The organism is Bradyrhizobium sp. CCBAU 051011 (assembly GCF_009930815.1).
Taxonomy (GTDB): domain Bacteria; phylum Pseudomonadota; class Alphaproteobacteria; order Rhizobiales; family Xanthobacteraceae; genus Bradyrhizobium.
Window position 1 is genome coordinate 8,950,087 of sequence record NZ_CP022222.1, and the last position, 19,528, is coordinate 8,969,614.

Below are 19,528 nucleotides of genomic sequence, written 5' to 3' on the forward strand. Positions count from 1 at the left end.
AGATCATGAAGCTTGGCTTCTTTACGATGCCCATCCATCCCATCGACAAGGATTGGCGGCGTTCGCTCAAGGAGGACCGCGAGGCTTTCCTGCTGGCCGATGAACTCGGATACACCGAGGGGTATGTCGGCGAGCACACCACCGACAGAGCCGAGAACATCACGTCCTGCATCGCTTTCATCGCATGGCTTGCTGCGGCAACCAGGCAGATCAAGCTTGGCACCGGCACGGTCAACATGCCTAACGCGCATCCGGCAGCGATTGCAGCCTCGATCGCGATGCTTGATCACATGCTCGACGGGCGTCTGATCTTCGGCATCAGCCCGGGAGGCCTGCTATCGGACGCGGAAGTATTCGGCAACCTCGAATCGGACAGGAATGCCATGTTCCTGGAGGCGATCAATCAGGTGCTTCAGATCTGGGCCAGTGAGCCTCCCTACAATCTTCGAGGCAAATACTGGAACATATCGATTCAGAAGACTCTGATCGAGGATATCGGCCAAGGCTTCATCCCGCGCCCGCTGCAACAGCCGCACCCGCCTATCGTGGTAACGGCGGTGGCGCCGTTCTCGAAAGGCGTGACGGAAGCCGCAGCGCGCGGCTGGGATCCGATCTCGGCAAACTTCCTGATGCCGGCCTGGGTGAAAAGCCATTGGCCGAAATATGTCGAGGGTTGCGAACGTGCCGGACGTCCAGTGGATCCGGCGAATTGGCGCGTTGCCAAGAGTGTGTTCGTCGCCAAGGACGCAGCCACCGCAAAGGCCTATGCCACCAATCCTGACGGGCCGTATGTTTATTACTATCGCTCGCTGTTCACCAAGCTGAAGCGCGGTGGTCGTATCGAACTGTTCAAAACGCGTCGCGATCAACCCGATGACGAAGTAACGCTGGAATCGATCTGCGACAGGCTGATCATTCATGGCACGCCGGACAGCGTAGCAGATCAACTGCTGGCTTTTCAGGAAGAGACCGGGCCCTTCGGCACATTGCTTTATGCCGGCAAGGACTGGAAAGACCGCGAATTGGGACGTCAGTCCATGATCCTGATGGCCGAAAAGGTCATGCCGAGGATCAATGCCAGCGCGTCCAGCGGCTCCAAAGCCGCCGAATGATCTACGGAGGATTCTTGCCGTGGCACTGAGCGATCGCATTCCCTATCAGGCACAGGTCGACCGGCCGAGGCTGACGCTGCCCGGCGGCAAGAAGCTCGCGGTATGGATCGTCCTCAATGTCGAGGAGTGGCGGATCGAGAACGCGATGCCTCGCACGGTGCTGAGCCCACCGATGGGCCAGCCGCTGTTGCCCGATGTACCGAACTGGTCCTGGCATGAATACGGCATGCGCGCTGGCTTCTGGCGGCAGTTCAAGGCGCTGACCGACCGCAGAATGCCGGTGACATTGGCGCTCAACGCCAACGTCTGCAACACCTACCCACGCGTCGCCTCCGCTGCGCTCGAAGCCGGATTCGAATTCATGGGCCATGGCTTCGTGCAGGGCCCGATGCACAAGGTCGAAAATCAGGCCGATGCCATCAAACGATCAGTCGAGATAATTTCGAAGTTTGCCGGGAAGCCTCCCCGCTCATGGGAAAGCCCCGGCCTCACGGAGACCGAGGAAACACTCGATCTGCTGCGCCTCAATGGCATCGAGTATGTCGCGGACTGGGTCATCGACGATCTGCCGCAGGATATCGCCACGCCTCACGGCACCATCACAACGATCCCCTACTCGGTCGAAACCAACGACATCGTCATCCATGCGCTGCAGCATCTGCCTTCAGAGCAATTCCTGAAACGCTGCATGGACCAGTTCGACCGGCTGTATCTCGAGGGCGCATCGAATGCGCGGATCATGGCGATATCGATTCACCCCTATATTACAGGCGTGCCGCACCGCATCAGGTATCTGGAGGCACTGCTTGACTATGTCCTCGGTCACGACGGCGTGGCGCTGATGACCGCGAGTGAGATCGGTGACTGGTACGGCGCGGAGATGGCAAAGAGCTAGTTTTGCCGGCCCATCGCACGACCGCGAGCTTTAGAGGCAGTTCGGCGGTCCGCTCACGAGGACTTATTTCCATCTCCGGCAAGAAACCGGCCGAAGCTGCCGCGCGCAAACAGCAAGGGTTCCTGCCGATTGTAGGCGTAGGATTCGACGGCGCCGAGGAAGATGATGTGGTCGCCGCCGTAGTACCGATTGGCCGCGCGGCATTGGAAATTCGCAACGCTGTCGGTCAACACCGGCGCGTTGCCAAGCCCCGGTGTCCAGCTCACACCGGCGAACTTGTCCTCCGACGATTTTGCAAACCGCGACGCCAGCGCCTGCTGGGATGCACCGAGAACATTGACCGTGAAATGGCTGGCGTTCTGGAAGATCGTAAGTCCTTGCGAAAACATCCCCAGACTCCACAACACCAGCGGCGGATTGAGCGAGACCGAAGCAAAGGAGTTGCAGGTCACGCCATATGGCCTTCCATCCGCGGCCATCGCGGTGACGATGGTGACGCCCGTGGCGAACGTTCCAAGCGCATTGCGAAAATCGCGTGGGTCGATCGCCGAGTTGTCGCTGGCAAGTTCATTGGCGGGATCGGCGGGATGTTTGGGTGAGTCGGACATCCGCCAGGCCTCAGAGCGTCAGATTCTCGGACGGCAGGCCAAGCGCTACCCGTCCATAATTGGTTCCTGCCGCATCGAAATTGAATGCGAGGTGCGAATTCACCGCGTGAGCATCGCGGAACTGCCGCTGCAGCGCGCCTGACGTGAACAGGCTGCGCGCGCCGCTTGCCGCAAACAGCAGCGAGACCGCTTCGGTGCAGAGGTTCACCGCGAAGGCGCCATCCCGCCGCAGCCTCGTCTTGCCCGCCAGATCGGGGATATAGCTCCGCCTCGCCTCCGCCATCGCATCGATGCAGTTCGTGCGCATGACGAGACGGGCCGCGTCGATCTTGGCGGATGCTTCGGCGATCTTGATTTGGGTCGTCTGCAAATCGCTGAGCTTGGCTCGGTTGTAAGTCGACGCCCGATGCCGTGCGAGTTCGACATAGTCATTCAGACAGGCCTGGGCATTGCCCAAACCGACACCCGACAACACGTAAGGAAAGAGAGAGAAGACCGGTAGCGCATACAGCGCGTTTGGATTGACGACACTTCCCGGCGTCGGCCCGCCAGTGAGATCGCTGACTGCGACCGTCATCTTCTCCGCAACGAAGGCATCCTCGACCCATACGTCGTTCGACCCGGTACCGCCTAAGCCCGTCGCGTTCCAGGTGTCATTGATCTTGTACTGGTTCCTGTTGAGCAGGAATATCCGATATTCGATGCCATCAGCCTCATCGTCCGAAGACACCACACCCGAAAGCATGTTCCAGTCGCAAGACTCGACGCCCGACGAGAACGGCCAATGACCACGCAGGACGTATCCGCCATCGACCTTTTGGGCGCGGCCGGCTGGAAAGATGAAGGACGACGCGATTAGCGCATCGGCATTCCTTTGCCAGACCGCGTCCTGCGCCTGCCGGTCAAACATGCCAAGCATCCAATGATGGCTCGCAAGATTGGCAAAATTCCATGCGACGGAAGCATCCGCCTGCCCCAGTGCATCGGCGCAATCGACCAGGGCGACATAGTCAAGCTCGGCACCTCCGACGCGTTTGGGCTGCACGACTCGGAATAGGCCTGCATCATGCAAATCGCGCTCGGTCTCCGGTGGCAAGCGCCGGAGTTCTTCCGTTTTTGAAGCACGATCGCGCAGCTCTGGAATCAGGGCCTTGGCTCGCGCGACCATGGCGGCATAGCCGGCCGTACCCGGTGCTCCGGGCGAACCTGCATCCGGCCTGCCGCTGTGTTCCGCCATATGTTTCCTCGCCCGCCCCTTGCTTTTACGCCGCCCGAGCTCTGCTAGTCTACCGGCTGATCGCCAATGATCAAGGCGCGACGAGCATGGCTATTTCGCCATAAAGCACTACCCCCAAACGCCAAAAGGCCCGGTGGCTGATAAGCCACCGGGCTAATGATCGAGTGAAGCACGGAACAGCAGAGCCGCTATTTCATGTCTTTGCGCCAGTAAAGTGTATTCGGCCATGCCCAAGGGTGCGCCGGAATGAGACAGACGGTAGCCCGCGCGAATGAAATTGTTGGCTGAGGAAATATTATTCGTGGTGTCGGACACGATCGAGAACCACTCGTTCAGACGTGCACGCGCCTCCATGGCTCGCATCAAGCGTAGCTGAAGCCGATGTCGGCAATGCTTGCCCAGAACCCCGACGCGGCAAAAATAGCCCGCATTGATAGCGTGCGTCGACACAACGATGCCGGCGAAGCCGACGCCAGGGTATCCGCAATGCCATCGTCATCTCCGTCAACTTCGCGAAGTCGATACATTGCGCGCACCCGGTTGGAGTTCGTCGTTGGTATCCAGCTAGTCAGCAGATCATTTGCCGAGCGTGGCTCTGATGCCGAGCCACACGACACCGACGAATCCCGTTACGATCATCGTGACAACCGCCTTGAAGGTATAGCTCTGTGCCTGCTCGACGTTCCTTCGCCACCGCCGCAGGTGTTGAAAATCAGCGCGAAGCTCCCGTCGATCATCCTCGTCTATTCCAAACGACGTTAGTGTCGTCGCAACGGTCTTGAGAACCACCGCATCGATATCATCGTGACGAATCCTCTGCTGTTCGGCCAGCGTCTCAATGACCATGGCCCTGACGTCCGACGCCTGCATCCCCGTCATCGCTTGATAATCCGCGCCACGTTCTCGAAACGTCGCTTGGCGAAATAGACCTTCACGATGCCCATCCTCAAAAGCAGCATCCTTGATGAAGGAATAGAGCACCATAAAGGCGGGGTTTTGCTGCATGAAGACGTGGTTCACGTAGTCGGTCTCCTGCTGCGCGGCGGCTTCGTCCTCGGGCCCGACCGGCTCGAACCGCATCACTTCATCGGAGCCGGCAAAGATATCCATCAGCGACGGCATCAGGCCTTCGATGGTGTCAGCGACATCGGTCGAGACCGCGCGCGAGCAGCCGTCCTGCGCTGGCATATCCTTGGACATGTCGCCAAGATAATGGTCCATCGCATCGGCGCGCTCCTCCGCCAGCCGCGCGGCCGAGATCGCAGCCAGCGCATTGGCCTTTTCGGAGGCGAGCATCGCCTTGAGATCGGAAGTGGAGATTTTCGACATGAGCAAGAATCCCGCTCTTTTGAGGACTGATCGCGTGAACTGCGAACGCGAAGTGGAGAAGACAATCCGTGGGGATCGTAATGCCGTAACAGCCGCAGGTTGCGCCATCCCTGAGCCCCAAGTACAGTACGTCCAGACTTTGTCCACTAACCGGAAGCCTGGCGTTGTCACAAACCGGCACCGATCATGCGAGGGCGCCTTGAACGACAAACCAACGCTTCGCCGTCCCCTAGCATCGCTAGCTTTTCTGCTTGCGTTGATCTCCGGCGCGGCCGCGCCCGTCGTTGCACAGGAAATTGCGAAGACGATGCCAGATTCAGCGGAGAGATGGCATCCAAAGGACGGCGTTTACGCAACTCCCGGTGCAGACTTCAACGATCGATGCTCGAAATTTGACGGACTTGTTCTCGGTTTGAAGTTTGATGCACTTGTCCTCGAATTGTCGCACGGGTCTGTCTCGATCGGAGAGAACAAGTGCAACATTCTCACTCGGTCGGATTGGCGCCAAAATGAGATTCATTTGAAGATGAGTTGCAACGGGAAGACCGACGCGGAAGCCATGGATCTCCGAAGAATTGACGATAGGACGATTGTAATCCGTGGTCGACACGAGCTCATGGGAGCGAGTGCGCCCGTCCAGTATTGCAGCCAGGAGGCGCAACGGGCCTATCGCGAACAACGCGCCGCAAAGTGATGGCAGTAGCAACCGTTATAGAGCGTGATGCGGAGTCGCTTAAGTAAGGCCGGCCAGCGTGTCACGAGGCTCGACCAATCGTGCTCCGACACTAGGCCGATGTAGGGACGCCCTTCGGCTTGTGATCGAAGCCGATCTTGCTGCAGCCTCGTTACCGCGCCTTCTTGTCCCATTCGGCGCGTCGCACCAGGGCCCAGGCCCAATCTTCGGCACCGGGTTTGGACGGCTTGTCCGGAGATCCGAAGATCGGCCAATTGGGTGATGGTCGAAGGCTCGGACGGCGGCGCGCTCGCGACGCCCGGGCGGGGGGCGTTGGGAGTTGCGGCGTCGATGTGCGGCCGCCGTCCGATTCGAGAATTCAAAACAAAAAGCCCGCGGCGGATTTCTCCGCGCGGGCTTTGCAATTTTTGCGATGATGGCGTTATGCCGGTGATTTGCCCGACATGTCAAATCGTTTTCGAGTGGTCAACAAATTGCGGAAAATTCGACGGAACAGTTTCGAAAAGTTGAAACCGCTTTATCTGACCTTAGTGAAATGAAAAACCCGCGACCGTTTCCGGCGCGGGCATCTACGATATCGGCGATGGTGCCAATGTGCATCTGATTTGCCCGACACGTCAAGTGGCCCGAGCAAAACAGATTCAGAGAGGATGGCGACATCGAAACCAAATTGTTGGGCCGTGGATGGCGCAACCTGCGGCCCGGCAGAGCGCAAGGAGGCCGTCAGATGTTTTTCGTTGCTGCCGTGCTCGCAATTCTATCCGGCTTGTTCTACGCGGCGGGCCGTCATGAGATCGGCTCGCTGGGTGTCGCGATGTGCCAATACGGCAGTCCGTTCTGCGACAATCCACTGCTTGTGCTGGTGGCTGCAGGATTGGCTGCGTGCTGGGGCGCATTCGTCAGCGTGCGCTGAAGATCCTGCGGCTTTCGCGATGATACCGTTCTGCCGGTGATTTGCCCGACGAGTCAAACGGCGCTCCCTACTGTGGCGCCGGGTTCACCGGGTGAACGGGCCTTGGCACAGGCGGACTAGGCTCGACCTGCAGCTTCGGCTCGGTCGGGATGACATCCGCGCCGGCTGCGCGGGCAGCCTCGCCAGTGGTGCTGTAGTTGGCGATCACGGGGTGCTGCATTCTTGGCTTGTTCCATGGCCCATGGTCGACGATCAGCATACCGAGCACGCCGAAAATCGCGACCGCAATCGCAACCTTCAATGGCGCGCCGCCACGCCTGGTCAATTGATCCTCGGTCAATTCCCTCGTCATCGGAAAATCCATGTTGCTTTCCTCTGGCGGAGTCAAATCCCGGCGACGGCGAAAGTTCCGGATCGGCGAAGCAACCGAGGAGGTTCCGGGAACAAATGGCATAGCCGATGTATTGTCAGGGCGTCAGCCATTGTCGGCAATGCCGAGAACCCGAGTGAGTTGCATAACGTGAATATCGAAGAACCATCGCAGCCCGGCATGGCCGAACGCGCCATCGACACCGCGACCGATGTGTCACGCACGCTGACGGAAGTATCCACTGCGCTACAGGCCGCGGTCGGCCGTCTCAGCGACGCCATCACGGAGGCGCGGAAACCGGGAATGCCGCTCTCGACCATCAGCGCCATTACCCGCGAAGCGCCTCTGGCCAGTCTGTTCGTCGCCTTTCTGTTCGGTGTCGCGATCGGACGCCGTCGCTAACAGGCGTCTCAGAACTTACCCTTCGTCGAGTCCTTTGCAGCCGATATGACCCCGCCGGTGATCTGCCGCATATGTTCGCCGGCGTTGGTGAACTGGCTGCGCAGGAATTCGGACTGGATCCGCATCGCCTCCTGAAGGTCGGTCGCATGGACCAGCTTGCGGGCATGCTCGAATGCAGCCTTCATGTTCTGCTCAGTAAACGACAGCGCCTGTCTGGAAATCTCCGTACCCGCGCCGGGCATCGACGTCATGGATTTGCCGGCGGCGTCGAAGAACATGCCGAACGCCTTTTCCGCCTGATCGATGGTTTTCTCGGCCAGATCACGCAGCTCAGCCGGGACTTCGAGTTTCGGTTCAGTCATGGTCGCTTCTCCAGTGTCGCCCTTGGCAGGTTAGCACAATTCCCAACTGCGTCTGCGCCGTATTGACCGGCCTTCGGCCGGCATGGACTTCCGCGGCCAGCACCAGACCCCCGCCCGATCCCAGGAAACAGTCCGTAACCGTACGGACGAGACGTCCGATTCCAATGGTGGCAACAGTGTGGCATAGTGATTCGGGTTCGGTGGCGTTGCGTCTCTGGTTTTGAGTCTCTCTTGGGACATGGGGATACGATGCTACAAGCAATGCGACCGACGCCTACCTGCACACGTTTTCAAACCAGCATAGAAATGCCCTGCATGAAATGCGGCGCGCAGATGCGGCTGGCCACGATCGAGCCGCGCGACCAACACTACGACGTGTTGACCTACCGTTGCACGCCTTGCGACTCCGGCGAGAGCTTCCTCAAGGCGCGCTGACTACGAGCCGTCCACCACAGCCGTTCCGGCCGGCGTCAGCACAAGTCCCTCCTCGCGCGCTTCGACCAGACCGAGATCTGTCAATGTTCTGAGATCCTCGTCGCTGACCGGTGACAATTTCAGTCGGCGAGCCTGAATATCCCGCAACGTCCAGCGGAGACTGATCGCCTTCTCGAGGCTGAATTGAGCGAAAGGATTTTCTGCCATTCGCTTACCGACTAAAGGGCCATGGGGATCAGGATTATGCTCTCGGCGCCATCCGTAGCGCAGCTGATAATGCACATACCCCCGCCAGGTTCCCTGGCGCGGGACCAGCTTCGGAAAAAACAGGGCTGTCAGGTGAAAGACCTGGCGCGGCCGCTCTTTCTCAATAGCGATAGGGCTCGATGTCCAGCAGTGGGAAAGCGCTGAACACGCTCGGCGGATTGGTCGCGGTCGCCGCATGAAGATAGGATTTATTGAGCTCGGCAAAGCGGGTGACGCCGAGTAATCCCAGGCAGCGGATAACCTCATCTTCGAGAAGCTCCAGCATCCGCACGATGCCGGCCTCGCCCGCGGCCGCGAGCGCCCAGCATTGCAGCCGGCCGATCCCGACCAGATCGGCTCCGGAGGCGATTGCCTTCACGATATCGGTGCCGCGGCAGAACGAGCCATCGACCATGATCTTGGCGCGGCCGGCGACAGCGTCGACGATTTCCGGCAAGACATGCATCGCGCCGCGTCCATGGTCGAGCTGGCGGCCGCCGTGGTTCGACACATAGATCCAGTCCACGCCATGGTCGAGCGCAATCGCGGCGTCTTCCGCGGTGGCAATGCCCTTGATGACCAGCGGAATTTTATATTTGTCCTTGATCAGCTTCACGGTGCGCCATTCCAGCCCCTTCTGGAAGTCGCCGCCGGTAGCCCGGATCCGGCTTTCGCGGACATAGCGCTTGGCAATATCACGCTCGCGCCGGCTGTAGTGCGCCGTATCGACGGTCAGGCAGAAGGCGGCATATCCGTTGTCGATGGTGCGGCTGACGACATCTTCGACAAAGGCATCATCGCCGCGGACATAGAGCTGGTAAATACGCAACGCGTCGGGCGCGGCCTTGGCGGTCGCCTCCAGCCCCGGTTCGGACACTGAACTCAGCATGTGAGCGGCACCGAACTGCCCCGACCCGCGCGCGACGGCGGCGCCCGAATTGGGATCGAAAATCTCAAGCGCGCCGACCGGCGCAATCATGACAGGCAAACGCAGCCGGCGGCCGAATACCTCGGTCGAGGTGTCGACCTCAGCGACATTGCGCAGCACCCGCGGCCGGAATGCAATTTCGTCGAGCGCCATCCGGTTGCGGCGCATCGTGGTCTCCGTCTCGGAGGCGCCGACGATATAGTCCCATGCGTTCTGGTTCAGCCGGGCGCGGGCCTTTTGGATGAATTCGTGGAGATTCTGGAATTCCTCGCCGCTGGCGCCGAGTTCGACATTCCTTGCCGGACGCGTGGGGGTGCCGTCATTCATGCTGTTTCTCTCCCATCATCTTGGCTGCACCTTAGCGGCAGACAAACGGAAAAAGCTACCGCTTTGAACGGGTTAGGCGTCATGCAAAAAGCAGGGACGCCATTCGTTTGCGAGATGCGGTGATGCCGAGGTCAGCAATCTCAGGCCGTATTGCCCAGCTTCCCGAAAGCCCCTGCCTCGGCCAGGTCAGCGATACGTCGCTCATCATAGCCGAGCGTCTTTCGGAGCACTTCCCTGGTATGCTCTCCGAGCAGCGGCGCCGCCACCGGGTCGATGGTTGGCGTCAAGCTCATCTGCAGCGGCGTTTCAATATTGGGGACGGCGCCCGCGGTCGGATGCGGAATCCGGCTGAGACGATGGCGGTCGCGCACTTCGGGCGCGTTGAAGCCCTCCTCCACGGTGCGCAGATAGCCGACCGGTATGTTGGCCTTTTTCATCTTAGCCATCCAGTGCTCAAGGCTGTCGCTGGCAAAGACGCCGGCAATGATGGCGCGCAGCTTTTCCTTGTTGGCGGTTCGGTCTTTCCGGTGCGCGAACCGGGGATCGGTAACGAGGTCCGGCCGATCCAGCACATCCACCACAAGCCGGCGATACAGGCGGTCATTGGCGCAGGCCATGTACAGCGGCCCATCGGATGCCTGGTAGACACCGACGGTGGGCGAGCCGTTCGGCGAATTTCCGAAGCGGCCCGGATTCGCGCCGCTGATCAGATAGGCCATGCCGTAAAAACCGGTCATCGACACGGCGGTATCGATCAGCGCGACCTCGACCTGCTGGCCGCGCCCGATCCGGTCGCGGGCGATCAACGCCAACAGGATCGCGTTACATGCCGACATACCCGTCGCCATATCGACGATCGGCGGACCGGTTCGCACCGGCTCCCCGTCCGGAAACCCGTTCAGCGACATGAAGCCGCTTTCGGCCTGCGTGATCGGATCGAAGCCCGGACGCAAGGCGAACTCGCCCTTGCGGCCATAGGCGGAAATCGAGCAATAGATCAGCCGAGGATTGGTCGGCGCGACGGAAGCATAGTCGAGACCGAACTTCTTCATCACGCCGCCAGAGAAATTCTCTACGACGACATCCGCTTTCGCGATGAGTTCGCGGGCGACTTCGAGCGCCGCCGGATTGTTGAAATCGAGCGCGATGCCGCGCTTGTTGCGATTGAGGCTGAGAAAAGCCGCGCTCTCGCCGCCGATTTCGGCGTGCTCATAGTGCCGGGTATCGTCGCCCCCGTCGGGGTTTTCGATCTTGATCACTTCGGCGCCGAAATCGGCCAGCGTTTGCGTGCAGGCCGGACCGGCCACGACCCGGGTGAAATCGACAACCAATAGACCATCCAGGGCAGTCGGCTCTCCGTTGGCGCGCGGCGTTCGCTCCGGCAATTGCGGCTTGGCAGTCATTCCGGCGTTTCCCCTTGTTATTCTGCCTGGCGAAACAAAGGCTTTTCGCCGCGACTTCAAGGCTTTCTTACCGGAACCGGGCGGGCAACGCCAAACCCCGATTTTGCAGGGCCGGACCTTCCGCTGACATAGCTCTGAAGAAAGTGCACGAGCCCGCACTGCCCTCGCAGCCATGCTGCAAGTCTGGACAGGACCGTGATGATTGGTCCCAAAGGACCACCGCCCGGCCCCGGCTGGTCCAGGAGTCGAGCGGCGGCTTGGCGAGGAACGCGCCGCGAGCGGCGTTCGCCGCGTCGTTACCTCGGTTGGAAGCCAGTTTCCTATTCGGTAATCATCTCACCCGAGCCGCCAAGCTCAGCGGGAAAGTCCTTGAGCTTGGGCAACCCATCGCGCATCGGCAGCACTGTCTCGGCGTAGTTGACGTGCACGCCGGGCGTGAAGGGAAGTGTCGGTAGAGTTGCGGCGAAGACGTCGACCAGCCCGAGCGTCGGATGATTGGTCATCAGATGACCGCCGCACTCCGCGCAGTACTTGCGCTGACTCATTGGAGTCTTCTCGAAGGTCGCAACGTGCTGCGCCCCTGCCGTGATCCGTACCGCCTCCGGCTTCCAAAGGGTGAACGCGTTCACCGGCCCGCCGGACCACGAACGGCAGGAACGGCAATGGCAATACCCCATCCCCTCCGGCGCACCCGTGACCTGGACCTCGACCGCGCCGCAAAAACAGCTTCCAGTGTGTTTCATGATTCTTCCCTCTCCTTGCAGACAATTACGAAATGATCAGCTCAGTTTTCGCCAGGGGACCAACATCGAAACGCGCTTCCGGTAGCGGCGATACTCGTCGCCGAACATGTCAACGAGGTCGCGCTCCTCCAGCATGATGCCGATGAAGACGTAGGCCGTGGTTACCACGGCGAACAGCAGATGACCCGCGCTCATCGTAGGCGTCGCCCAGAAGGCGATGATGAAACCGAGATAGATCGGGTGCCGGACAAAGCGGTAGAAGAACGGCGTCCGGAAGACCGGCGGCGGCATCTCGCGCCCTGCGAGATTGTTGGCGACCTGGTGCAATCCGAACAGCTCGAAATGATTGATCAGGAAGGTGCTCGTGAACACGATCACCCAACCGACGAACGACAATGTCGCGATCACCACCGCCATGTCGGGCTCCTGGACGCTCCAGATCACGTCCGGCATTGGACGCCATTGCCAGAACAGCAACAACAGCGTCAGACTTGCACAAAGCACATAGGTGCTGCGCTCGACAGAGCTCGGAATAAACTGCGTCCACCAGTGTTTAAATGATTTACGCGCCATGACGCTATGTTGGATGGCAAATAACGCCATCAGCGCAAGATTGACGACAATTGCCTCGAACGCCCCCGATTTCGCGCCGCTATCGATCGCCTTCGGCACGGCGAAGCCCGATATGAACCCGATGGCGTACAGAATCGTGAACAGAAATGTGAGATAGGCCACACCTCCGAACAGAAATGCAGTGAATCTTAGCGCTCGATTGGCCGGCATCGCCGGGCGGATGGCTTGAGTTTCCGTCATGAAATTGGCTCCGCTACAGGCAATGGGATTGCAACTCCTGATTCTCTCAGGATGCCGCAAAATCGGCCACGAAAGTTTGCCTTACGCTTCAGCTCTTCATTAGACGGACTTGATTGTTTCTTTAGGAAGATGATGGGGCAAGTGAAATTCAACTTCGATAATCACATCCTGGACACTGATCGCCGCGAGTTGCGCCGTGGCAGCGATCTGGTTGCGATGCAGCCGCAGGTGTTCGACTTGCTGGTTCACCTGCTCAAGCACCGCGATCGCGTCGTCAGCCGGGATGATCTCATTGCGCTGGTGTGGGGTGGACGGATCGTCTCGGACTCCACGCTGGACAGCCGGATCAACGCTGCCCGCAACGCGATCGGCGACAATGGCAAGGATCAGAGGCTTATCCGCACCATTCCGCGCAAGGGGCTTCGCTTCGTCGGCGACGTCAAGAGCCCATGCGATGCGCGTTCCGCGGCGCCGGCAGAAGCAGAGCAACCACGTGCGGGGCTTGCGCTGCCGGACCGGCCGGCGATAGCCGTGCTGCCGTTCGACAATATGAGCGGCGATCGGGAGCAGGAGTATTTCTCCGACGGAATCAGCGAAGACATCATCACCGCGCTGTCAAAATTGCGCTGGTTCTTCGTGATCGCGCGCAATTCGTCATTCACTTACAAGGGCAAGCCGGTGCATATGAGGCAGGTCGCCGCCGAACTTGGCGTGCGCTATGTGGTCGAAGGCAGCGTGCGAAGAAGCGGCGATCGCGTCCGCATCACCGCGCAACTCAACGACACCGCGACTGGAAGTCACATCTGGGCGGAGCATTACGATCGCGAGCTGACGGATGTGTTCGCCGTGCAGGACGAAATCACCGACGCCATCGTCACCGCCATCGAGCCGCAGATCTATGCCGCAGAGAATTTTCGCAGCCGGCGCAAGCCCCCCAGCAGCGTGGATGCATGGGACCTGGTGATGCGGGCGCTGTCCCACCATTGGCGGGTGACGCGGCCTGACAGCCTCGCCGCACAGGCACTGTTGGAAAGAGCAATCGCGATCGATCCCAACTACGGCCAGGCGCTAGCCCTGTTCGCAACCAACCACATGTTCGGCGTGCATCTGGGCTGGAGGGATATTGCAACCGCGGCGCCCGTTGCGGAGCAAGCGGCATTGGCGGCGATTGCCGCCGACAGTGAGGATGCCTGGGCGCATACGGCCCTCGGCAGCGTGTATTTCTCTACGCGACGTCTCGACCATTCGCTGGCCGAGTTCGAGCTGGCCCTGCAGCTCAACCCGAACTTCTCGCTGGCGCAGGGATACTATGCCCTGGCGCTATCCTATACCGGGCGATGGATGGACGCCTATGCCGCGACGCAACGCGCGATCCGCCAGAGTCCTCGAGACCCCTCTTCCGCCATCTATTACGGTGTTGGGGCCTACGCCCAGTTCGTCGGAAGAAACTATGAGGAAGCGATTGCACTGGCCCGCGAGGCAACCCGTCAGCGCGGCGACCTCACCGGCGCCTACCGGGTCTTGACGGTCGCCGCCGGCATGACCGGCCAGATCGAACTCGCGCGCACCGCGCTTCAGGAATTGCGCCGGACCCAGCCGAATATTTCGCTCGCCTGGATCGCGACGCAGTTGCCCTGGAAGCACGAGGCCGATCGCGAGCATTATCTCGAAGGCTTTCGCCGCGCCGGACTGGAATGAGCTACGACGGCTGATCCTGAGTTACTGCTGCTTTTCCCAGAAGGACAGCAGACCCTGCGAGGCCGAGCCTCCGATCACGCAGGGAATGCCGACCGCCACCTGCCCCAGCGCCGCGGCCGAGACGCATCCGAGCGCGACCGCGCCGACGCCAACCTGACCCCAAAAGCTGAGGTCGCGACGGCTATCGGAGCCCTTGGTCTTGAGTTCGTCAACGGCGGCCAGCGCATCCTTGCGCAGCGTTGCGATCTGCACCGTGTCCGCCGCCTCGACGACTTCGCCGAGCGGCGCCTTGACCGCCGCCGGTTGCCTTGCAAGCTCGCTGCGGAGATATTCGCGCAAACTGGCATCGCGGATCGCATAGCTCGCGAGCGTATAGCGTGCCATGCTTCCGACAGTCAGCTTGTCGATTGTGTCGCGGCTCTTGCTCCATGGCAGCATCTGTACGATGCGCTGGATCGGTGCATGCGAGCCGGTCGCGAAATAGTAACCCCAGAGCGTATCCAGCAAATCCTGGTTGCCCGCAAACGTGAGCGTCGTGTTCAGCTTGCGCTCTTCCTTCGCGAAGGGATTCTTCGTAAAGGCTCCGCGCATCTTCTCCATCATGCCGGGCTTTACTTCTTCCAGCGGGATGTCGGTCAAGATCGGCAGCTTACCGGCCAGGTAACTGTCGATCATGACCCGCCGGCCCGGCATTCGTGGCGCGACCCGACGCAGCACGTTTCTCCAGTCGGGCAGCCCCGAATAAGCGATGGCGCGGACGATCACCCATTCGTCCTCCGGCCGGACCGGGAAGAAACTGGCAATGAGCTGCTCGGCCTTGGCCGGGTTAGAGCTGATCGCACCGGCGATAAAGCCGAGATAGATGCCGGCATTCTCCGGCTCCTTGAACGTCTGCGAGTGAAACAGCACGCGCACGGCTGCCGGGACATGGGCGTAGTCCGGCTTCGCCCGATAGTTATAGATCCATTGCTGGACGACCCCGAGCGAGGCGCGCGGATCGACCTCCGGCGCCTTCTCTGCGTGCGCGGGCTGGATCAGCATGAGCGCGGCGGCAATGAAGGCGGCATATCGCATGTGATGCTCCTGCGAGCGCAGACGCATGCAACGGTTCCGGCACATGCGTCCTGGGCGCGCTCTCGATGAGGAAGCATGAAGCGCGCATTGCGACAATTCTGAGAAAATCGACCTTAACAAAAGGCGTCGGAATTGTGGCGCGCCACGAAAAACTCGCCTGCAACTCACCTTATCCCAGACATTTTTTTGCCCCGCGAGGGCAATTCCATCTTAGCCGATCAATAGGAGCCCCGCGGGACGTGGGGATCAGAGCGATTAGACGCATCACGCAACACAACCGATCGTCCCGATCGGGGCTGGTCGCTTGTCGAATTGCCGGCGCGCTCGGATTGATTTTCGCGACACCTGTCGCCGCCGAAACCGCGCTGCCGTCGCAAGGATCGATCATCGTCGAAGGCAACCGCCGCGTCGATGCCGAGACCGTACGCTCTTACTTTAAAGCAACTCCCGACGGGCATTTCGACGACGCCGCGCGTGACGCTGCGTTGAAGGCGCTGATTGCAACGGGACTTTTCGAAAAGGTTTCAATTGAACGCGCCGGCGGGCGGCTTGTAGTGCACCTGTCTGAAGCGCCCGTGCTCGACCGCGTCGCATTCGAAGGCAACAAGAAGGTCAAGGACACCGACCTTGCCGCCGCCGTTGAATCCAAGGCGCGCGGCTCGCTGCAACGCGCCACCGTGCAGTCCGACGTCGGCCGTATCATCGAGGCTTACCGGCGTGCCGGCCGTTCCGAGGTCCGCGTCGATCCGCAGATCATCGACCGCGGCAATGGCCGGGTCGACCTCGTCTACGCCATAACGGAGGGCGCCAAGACTCCGGTGCGGCAGATCGATTTCACCGGCAACCAGGCTTTTGGCAAACGGCAGCTCAGCGCGGTGATCAAGACCTCCGCCACGCATATGCTGAGTTTCCTGACTGGCGGTAACGTCTACGATCCCGACCGTGTCGCGCAGGACCAGGAACAGCTGCGGCTTTACTACCGCAGCAAGGGTTATGCGGATGTCAGCATCCCCGCGGCAAAGGCCGAGTATGATCCGGTGGCAAAGGGCTTCACGCTGAACTTCGCGATCGATGAGGGTCCGCTTTATCACTTCCGGGAAGTCACCGTCACCTGCAACGTTCCCGGCATGGATTGCGACAGGCTTCGTGCTCTTCGCACCGCCCGCGCGGGCGCGGTATTCGACGGTAATGCCCTGGACAAGACCACCGAGCTTCTGGCCATCGAAATGGCAAAGCTCGGCTATCCCTTTGCCGAGGCGACCCCTCGCCTCACCCGTGATGCCGCGACGCAACGCATCGACGTTGCCTTCGTGATCGAACAGGGGCCTCGCGCCTATATCGAGCGGATCGAAATTCGCGGCAACACGCGCACCGGCGATTACGTGATCCGGCGCGAATTCGATATCGCGGAAGGCGATCCCTACAACAAGACGCTGATCGACCGGGCCGAGCGGCGCCTGAAGAATTTGAACTACTTCAAGACGGTGAAAATATCGAACCGGCCGGGCTCGGCGCCGGATCATGTCATCCTCGACGTCGAGGCGGTAGACCAGGCCACCGGCGATTTCAACATCGCCGGCGGTTACTCGACCGTCGATGGCGCGCTGGTCGAGATCAAACTGGGCGAGCGCAATTTCTACGGCACCGGCAAGAATCTGCAGTCCGTTTTCACTTACGGCCAGTATGCGCGCGGGATCAACCTGGCCGCGTCCGAACCCTATTTTCTCGGCACCAAGGTCGCGGCCGGGATCGAACTCTTCGGCCGCCAGACCGACGCCAACAGCTACCAATCCTACGGCAGCACCACCTACGGCGCGAGGCTGCAACTGGGCACGCCGATCACCGAGGAAATTGGCGTGCAATGGCGCTATGCGATCTACAATCAGAACATCACGCTAGCGCCGAACAGCTCCGGCCTGACGCCTTCGCTGGCCGTCCGGCAGGCAGCGGCCGCCGGTCCGACGTGGGTCTCCGCCCCCGGCAGTGTGATGACCTACAGCACGCTCGACAACACAAAGAGCCCGACCAGTGGAATCAGGTCGCAGCTCAGCCAGGATCTGGCGGGACTGGGCGGTGACGTGAAATTCCTGAAAACGACGGAAGACATACGCTACTACAAATCGATCAATAGCGACCTGGTCGGCATGGTGCGCGCCCAGGGCGGTTACGTCACCGGCTGGGGTGGCCAGCAGGTGCCGCTGATGAACAATTTCTTCGGCGGCCCGTCCATGGTGCGCGGCTTTGCGCCGAACGGATTCGGCCCGCGCGACCTGACGCCCGGCACCACGATGGATAATGTCGGCGGCAGCGCCTATTGGGCAACGACCGCCGAACTGCAGAGCGCGATCCCCGGCATACCCAACGAATATGGCCTCAGGGCCACGGCCTTCGTCGATGCCGGCAGCGTCTTCCGCTACAGCGGATCGACGGCGGGACTTCAGGTAGCCAACAAGAACGTCGTGCGCTCGTCGATCGGCGCAGGCCTGACCTGGGCTTCGCCGTTCGGCGCCTTGACCGTCGACTACGCCGTACCGCTGACCAAGGCCGCCTATGACGTGGTGCAGCCTCTGCGCTTCAGCGCTGGAGGGTTTTGACGGGAACTGGATGCTCCGTCGCGAACCCGTACAGCAGCGCCAGCCGGTCGAGGCACTCGCGGAATCGCTTTGAATAATAGTCTTTCCAGCGCCCGGTGTGGAGGCCTCTCCGCTGGCCGATCTGCTCCATGGTCAATCCGTGGACCAGAACGTCATGCACCAGCGCCGAACCATCCGCACCAAGCTCACGTTCGGCCCGGTTCAACCGCAGCACGGCCTTGCGCTGGCCCTCGGTGATCGGCTCACGCCGCTGCCCACCATCCACATAGTCCCGGGTCGGATCGACCGCCCGCGGTCCCTGCTCGGCCTTTTCCCAGTCGCCCTGGAAGGCGCGGCCCGCCTGAAATTGAGCCTCATCGATCTGACGATGGGAATGCAGGCGAGCGAGTGGATCGTTGCGGATCGAACGCAGGGCAACGATCTTTTCGCCTGGCTCCAGCGCCAGTGGATTATCGACTTCGACGGTCGCGACTTCGGCGTTGCGTAACAAGTCACGGGATCTGCGGTCATGCGCCTGGGCGGGATCGTACGGCTTTCGGCGTTTGGCTCTCGGCATCTGATTGACTCCTTAGAAATTCAGGCTTTGGAAGGTCTCTATTCGACCGGCGCATCAGATATCTCCTCGCCGAGCAATTCGGAAAGTACGTGCCGGCGGTCACAGGCCTCCGGCTCAAGTCCGATCAGCGCGCGCAGATGCGCGATCCGATGGCGGCGCGGCAGCCGCTTCAGTCTGCCGGCCACGCCTGTGGCATTAGCATTGACATCAGCATTCTTCATGCCGCCTCCAACCACCCGCAGCACAACGGAGCTCATCGCGCGTTCGGGCGGCACGACCGGATTTCGACTCAAATGAAAATGCGGCGTGCAGTAAGCCGAACCTAGGCGGCGCGGATGACCGCAGAAGGTAATGGCCTCGTTCTCTTCATCGCCGCCGTAGGGGTAGCGGCAGTCATCCCTCTCTAGTTCGATCACGGAGAGATGCCGTGGCTCGATCTCAATGCAGCGCAGCTTGAGCGGCTTGGCCTCCTTGAACAGCGGCACCGGCCAGACAAGCGTAGATGTCCTGGAATCGCTGGCACGAGGCTCTGCGATCTCGTGCAGGTCTGCCGGTTTGGCGGGCATCGACGGCTGCCGACGATCATCCGCCCCCAACCCCAGGCGCCGGGCGCGCCCGAGCGCAGCATTGCGAGAGTAGGACGTATTGAATCGTGAGTTGATCGCCTGTGCGGCCTCCGAAAAGCTCAAGCCTTTGGCAATAAATTCCCGCAGCGCGTCCGAGTGCTCGGGCGCCCAGTTCGACAGTTCCATTTTGTTGTCCTTGCTCTTGTCCAACGCCGCCCGACGC

General features: G+C 60.7%; 21 protein-coding genes. 7 read left to right on the forward strand and 14 right to left on the reverse strand.

The window, feature by feature from the left end; genetic code table 11:
• Window positions 1-5: 5 nt before the first annotated feature.
• Complete coding sequence (locus tag ACH79_RS42060) at window positions 6-1,112, forward strand: LLM class flavin-dependent oxidoreductase (protein ID WP_161856007.1); 1,107 nt, start codon at window positions 6-8, stop codon at window positions 1,110-1,112.
• 19 nt (window positions 1,113-1,131) lie between these two features.
• Entirely contained in the window at window positions 1,132-2,007 is an 876-nt protein-coding gene (locus tag ACH79_RS42065; RefSeq protein WP_161856008.1) for a polysaccharide deacetylase family protein, read from the forward strand.
• Window positions 2,008-2,060: 53 nt separating this feature from the next.
• Here ACH79_RS42065 and ACH79_RS42070 read toward each other — a convergent pair whose 3' ends face one another.
• The 4 genes from ACH79_RS42070 to ACH79_RS42085 form a co-directional block, all read right to left on the reverse strand.
• On the reverse strand, window positions 2,061-2,615 hold the full coding sequence (locus tag ACH79_RS42070; RefSeq protein WP_161856009.1) for a flavin reductase family protein: 555 nt from the start codon (window positions 2,613-2,615) through the stop codon (window positions 2,061-2,063).
• A 10-nt stretch (window positions 2,616-2,625) separates the two neighbouring features.
• Window positions 2,626-3,852, reverse strand: a complete 1,227-nt coding sequence (locus ACH79_RS42075; protein WP_161856010.1) for an acyl-CoA dehydrogenase family protein — start codon at window positions 3,850-3,852, stop codon at window positions 2,626-2,628.
• Window positions 3,853-4,005: 153 nt separating this feature from the next.
• Window positions 4,006-4,206: a hypothetical protein gene (locus ACH79_RS45420; protein WP_371419342.1), complete on the reverse strand. Its 201-nt coding sequence runs from the start codon at window positions 4,204-4,206 to the stop codon at window positions 4,006-4,008.
• A gap of 222 nt (window positions 4,207-4,428) precedes the next feature.
• Window positions 4,429-4,722: a hypothetical protein gene (locus ACH79_RS42085; protein ID WP_161856843.1), complete on the reverse strand. Its 294-nt coding sequence runs from the start codon at window positions 4,720-4,722 to the stop codon at window positions 4,429-4,431.
• Between the two features lie 658 nt (window positions 4,723-5,380).
• Here ACH79_RS42085 and ACH79_RS42095 point away from each other — a divergent pair.
• Both ACH79_RS42095 and ACH79_RS42100 read left to right on the forward strand, forming a co-directional pair.
• Window positions 5,381-5,875 carry a hypothetical protein gene (locus tag ACH79_RS42095; RefSeq protein WP_161856011.1) on the forward strand — a complete coding sequence of 165 codons (495 nt, stop codon included), beginning with the start codon at window positions 5,381-5,383 and terminating at the stop codon, window positions 5,873-5,875.
• Between the two features lie 727 nt (window positions 5,876-6,602).
• On the forward strand, window positions 6,603-6,788 hold the full coding sequence (locus ACH79_RS42100) for a hypothetical protein (protein WP_161856012.1): 186 nt from the start codon (window positions 6,603-6,605) through the stop codon (window positions 6,786-6,788).
• A gap of 67 nt (window positions 6,789-6,855) precedes the next feature.
• On the opposite strand, the gene ACH79_RS42105 is transcribed toward ACH79_RS42100, so the two are convergent.
• Window positions 6,856-7,152 carry a hypothetical protein gene (locus ACH79_RS42105; RefSeq protein WP_246738348.1) on the reverse strand — a complete coding sequence of 99 codons (297 nt, stop codon included), beginning with the start codon at window positions 7,150-7,152 and terminating at the stop codon, window positions 6,856-6,858.
• A 186-nt stretch (window positions 7,153-7,338) separates the two neighbouring features.
• On the opposite strand from ACH79_RS42105, the gene ACH79_RS42110 reads away from it, so the two are divergent.
• Window positions 7,339-7,560: a hypothetical protein gene (locus ACH79_RS42110; RefSeq protein WP_161856845.1), complete on the forward strand. Its 222-nt coding sequence runs from the start codon at window positions 7,339-7,341 to the stop codon at window positions 7,558-7,560.
• A gap of 8 nt (window positions 7,561-7,568) precedes the next feature.
• Here the strand turns inward: ACH79_RS42110 and ACH79_RS42115 are convergent, their stop codons facing one another.
• From ACH79_RS42115 to mddA, 6 genes are all read right to left on the reverse strand, one after another.
• Entirely contained in the window at window positions 7,569-7,922 is a 354-nt protein-coding gene (locus ACH79_RS42115; protein ID WP_161856013.1) for a phasin, read from the reverse strand.
• 435 nt (window positions 7,923-8,357) lie between these two features.
• The gene (locus tag ACH79_RS42120; protein WP_371419343.1) at window positions 8,358-8,639 is read right to left on the reverse strand and encodes a hypothetical protein; all 282 of its coding nucleotides are present in this window, start codon (window positions 8,637-8,639) and stop codon (window positions 8,358-8,360) included.
• An 85-nt stretch (window positions 8,640-8,724) separates the two neighbouring features.
• On the reverse strand, window positions 8,725-9,858 hold the full coding sequence (locus ACH79_RS42125; protein ID WP_161856014.1) for an alpha-hydroxy acid oxidase: 1,134 nt from the start codon (window positions 9,856-9,858) through the stop codon (window positions 8,725-8,727).
• 140 nt (window positions 9,859-9,998) lie between these two features.
• Window positions 9,999-11,261, reverse strand: a complete 1,263-nt coding sequence (locus tag ACH79_RS42130; RefSeq protein WP_161856015.1) for a CaiB/BaiF CoA-transferase family protein — start codon at window positions 11,259-11,261, stop codon at window positions 9,999-10,001.
• Between the two features lie 320 nt (window positions 11,262-11,581).
• Window positions 11,582-12,004 (reverse strand): GFA family protein, encoded by a 423-nt coding sequence (locus ACH79_RS42135; RefSeq protein ID WP_161856016.1) that lies wholly within the window; start codon window positions 12,002-12,004, stop codon window positions 11,582-11,584.
• 36 nt (window positions 12,005-12,040) lie between these two features.
• Window positions 12,041-12,817, reverse strand: coding sequence for a methanethiol S-methyltransferase (gene mddA, locus ACH79_RS42140; RefSeq protein ID WP_161856017.1), 777 nt, complete (start codon window positions 12,815-12,817; stop codon window positions 12,041-12,043).
• Window positions 12,818-12,958: 141 nt separating this feature from the next.
• Here mddA and ACH79_RS42145 point away from each other — a divergent pair, with 141 nt between their 5' ends.
• The gene (locus ACH79_RS42145) at window positions 12,959-14,515 is read left to right on the forward strand and encodes a winged helix-turn-helix domain-containing tetratricopeptide repeat protein (protein WP_161856018.1); all 1,557 of its coding nucleotides are present in this window, start codon (window positions 12,959-12,961) and stop codon (window positions 14,513-14,515) included.
• A 21-nt stretch (window positions 14,516-14,536) separates the two neighbouring features.
• Here the strand turns inward: ACH79_RS42145 and ACH79_RS42150 are convergent, their stop codons facing one another.
• Window positions 14,537-15,589 (reverse strand): hypothetical protein, encoded by a 1,053-nt coding sequence (locus tag ACH79_RS42150; protein WP_161856019.1) that lies wholly within the window; start codon window positions 15,587-15,589, stop codon window positions 14,537-14,539.
• Between the two features lie 329 nt (window positions 15,590-15,918).
• Between ACH79_RS42150 and bamA the strand changes: the two genes are divergently transcribed.
• Window positions 15,919-18,183: an outer membrane protein assembly factor BamA gene (gene bamA / locus ACH79_RS42155; RefSeq protein WP_246738349.1), complete on the forward strand. Its 2,265-nt coding sequence runs from the start codon at window positions 15,919-15,921 to the stop codon at window positions 18,181-18,183.
• Here the strand turns inward: bamA and ACH79_RS42160 are convergent.
• A complete protein-coding gene (locus ACH79_RS42160; protein ID WP_161856021.1) occupies window positions 18,164-18,739 on the reverse strand; it encodes a DUF6456 domain-containing protein in 576 nt (191 codons plus the stop codon). The two genes, bamA and ACH79_RS42160, sit on opposite strands and share 20 nt — an antisense overlap.
• A 38-nt stretch (window positions 18,740-18,777) precedes the next feature.
• Window positions 18,778-19,491, reverse strand: coding sequence for a GcrA family cell cycle regulator (locus ACH79_RS42165; protein WP_161856022.1), 714 nt, complete (start codon window positions 19,489-19,491; stop codon window positions 18,778-18,780).
• Window positions 19,492-19,528: the final 37 nt, after the last annotated feature.

Excerpts from the sequence above, each read along its gene's own strand:
- ACH79_RS42130 (WP_161856015.1), bottom strand. The coding sequence starts at position 11,261 with ATGACTGCCAAGCCGCAATTGCCGGAGCGAACGCCGCGCGCCAACGGA.
- ACH79_RS42110 (WP_161856845.1), top strand. The coding sequence starts at position 7,339 with ATGGCCGAACGCGCCATCGACACCGCGACCGATGTGTCACGCACGCTG.
- ACH79_RS42105 (WP_246738348.1), bottom strand. The coding sequence starts at position 7,152 with ATGGATTTTCCGATGACGAGGGAATTGACCGAGGATCAATTGACCAGG.
- ACH79_RS42160 (WP_161856021.1), bottom strand. The coding sequence starts at position 18,739 with ATGCCGAGAGCCAAACGCCGAAAGCCGTACGATCCCGCCCAGGCGCAT.
- ACH79_RS42100 (WP_161856012.1), top strand. The coding sequence starts at position 6,603 with ATGTTTTTCGTTGCTGCCGTGCTCGCAATTCTATCCGGCTTGTTCTAC.
- ACH79_RS42135 (WP_161856016.1), bottom strand. The coding sequence starts at position 12,004 with ATGAAACACACTGGAAGCTGTTTTTGCGGCGCGGTCGAGGTCCAGGTC.
- ACH79_RS42060 (WP_161856007.1), top strand. The coding sequence starts at position 6 with ATGAAGCTTGGCTTCTTTACGATGCCCATCCATCCCATCGACAAGGAT.
- ACH79_RS42070 (WP_161856009.1), bottom strand. The coding sequence starts at position 2,615 with ATGTCCGACTCACCCAAACATCCCGCCGATCCCGCCAATGAACTTGCC.
- ACH79_RS42125 (WP_161856014.1), bottom strand. The coding sequence starts at position 9,858 with ATGAATGACGGCACCCCCACGCGTCCGGCAAGGAATGTCGAACTCGGC.
- ACH79_RS42115 (WP_161856013.1), bottom strand. The coding sequence starts at position 7,922 with ATGACTGAACCGAAACTCGAAGTCCCGGCTGAGCTGCGTGATCTGGCC.
- ACH79_RS42085 (WP_161856843.1), bottom strand. The coding sequence starts at position 4,722 with ATGCAGGCGTCGGACGTCAGGGCCATGGTCATTGAGACGCTGGCCGAA.
- ACH79_RS42165 (WP_161856022.1), bottom strand. The coding sequence starts at position 19,491 with ATGGAACTGTCGAACTGGGCGCCCGAGCACTCGGACGCGCTGCGGGAA.
- ACH79_RS42150 (WP_161856019.1), bottom strand. The coding sequence starts at position 15,589 with ATGCGATATGCCGCCTTCATTGCCGCCGCGCTCATGCTGATCCAGCCC.
- ACH79_RS42075 (WP_161856010.1), bottom strand. The coding sequence starts at position 3,852 with ATGGCGGAACACAGCGGCAGGCCGGATGCAGGTTCGCCCGGAGCACCG.
- mddA (WP_161856017.1), bottom strand. The coding sequence starts at position 12,817 with ATGACGGAAACTCAAGCCATCCGCCCGGCGATGCCGGCCAATCGAGCG.
- ACH79_RS45420 (WP_371419342.1), bottom strand. The coding sequence starts at position 4,206 with ATGGAGGCGCGTGCACGTCTGAACGAGTGGTTCTCGATCGTGTCCGAC.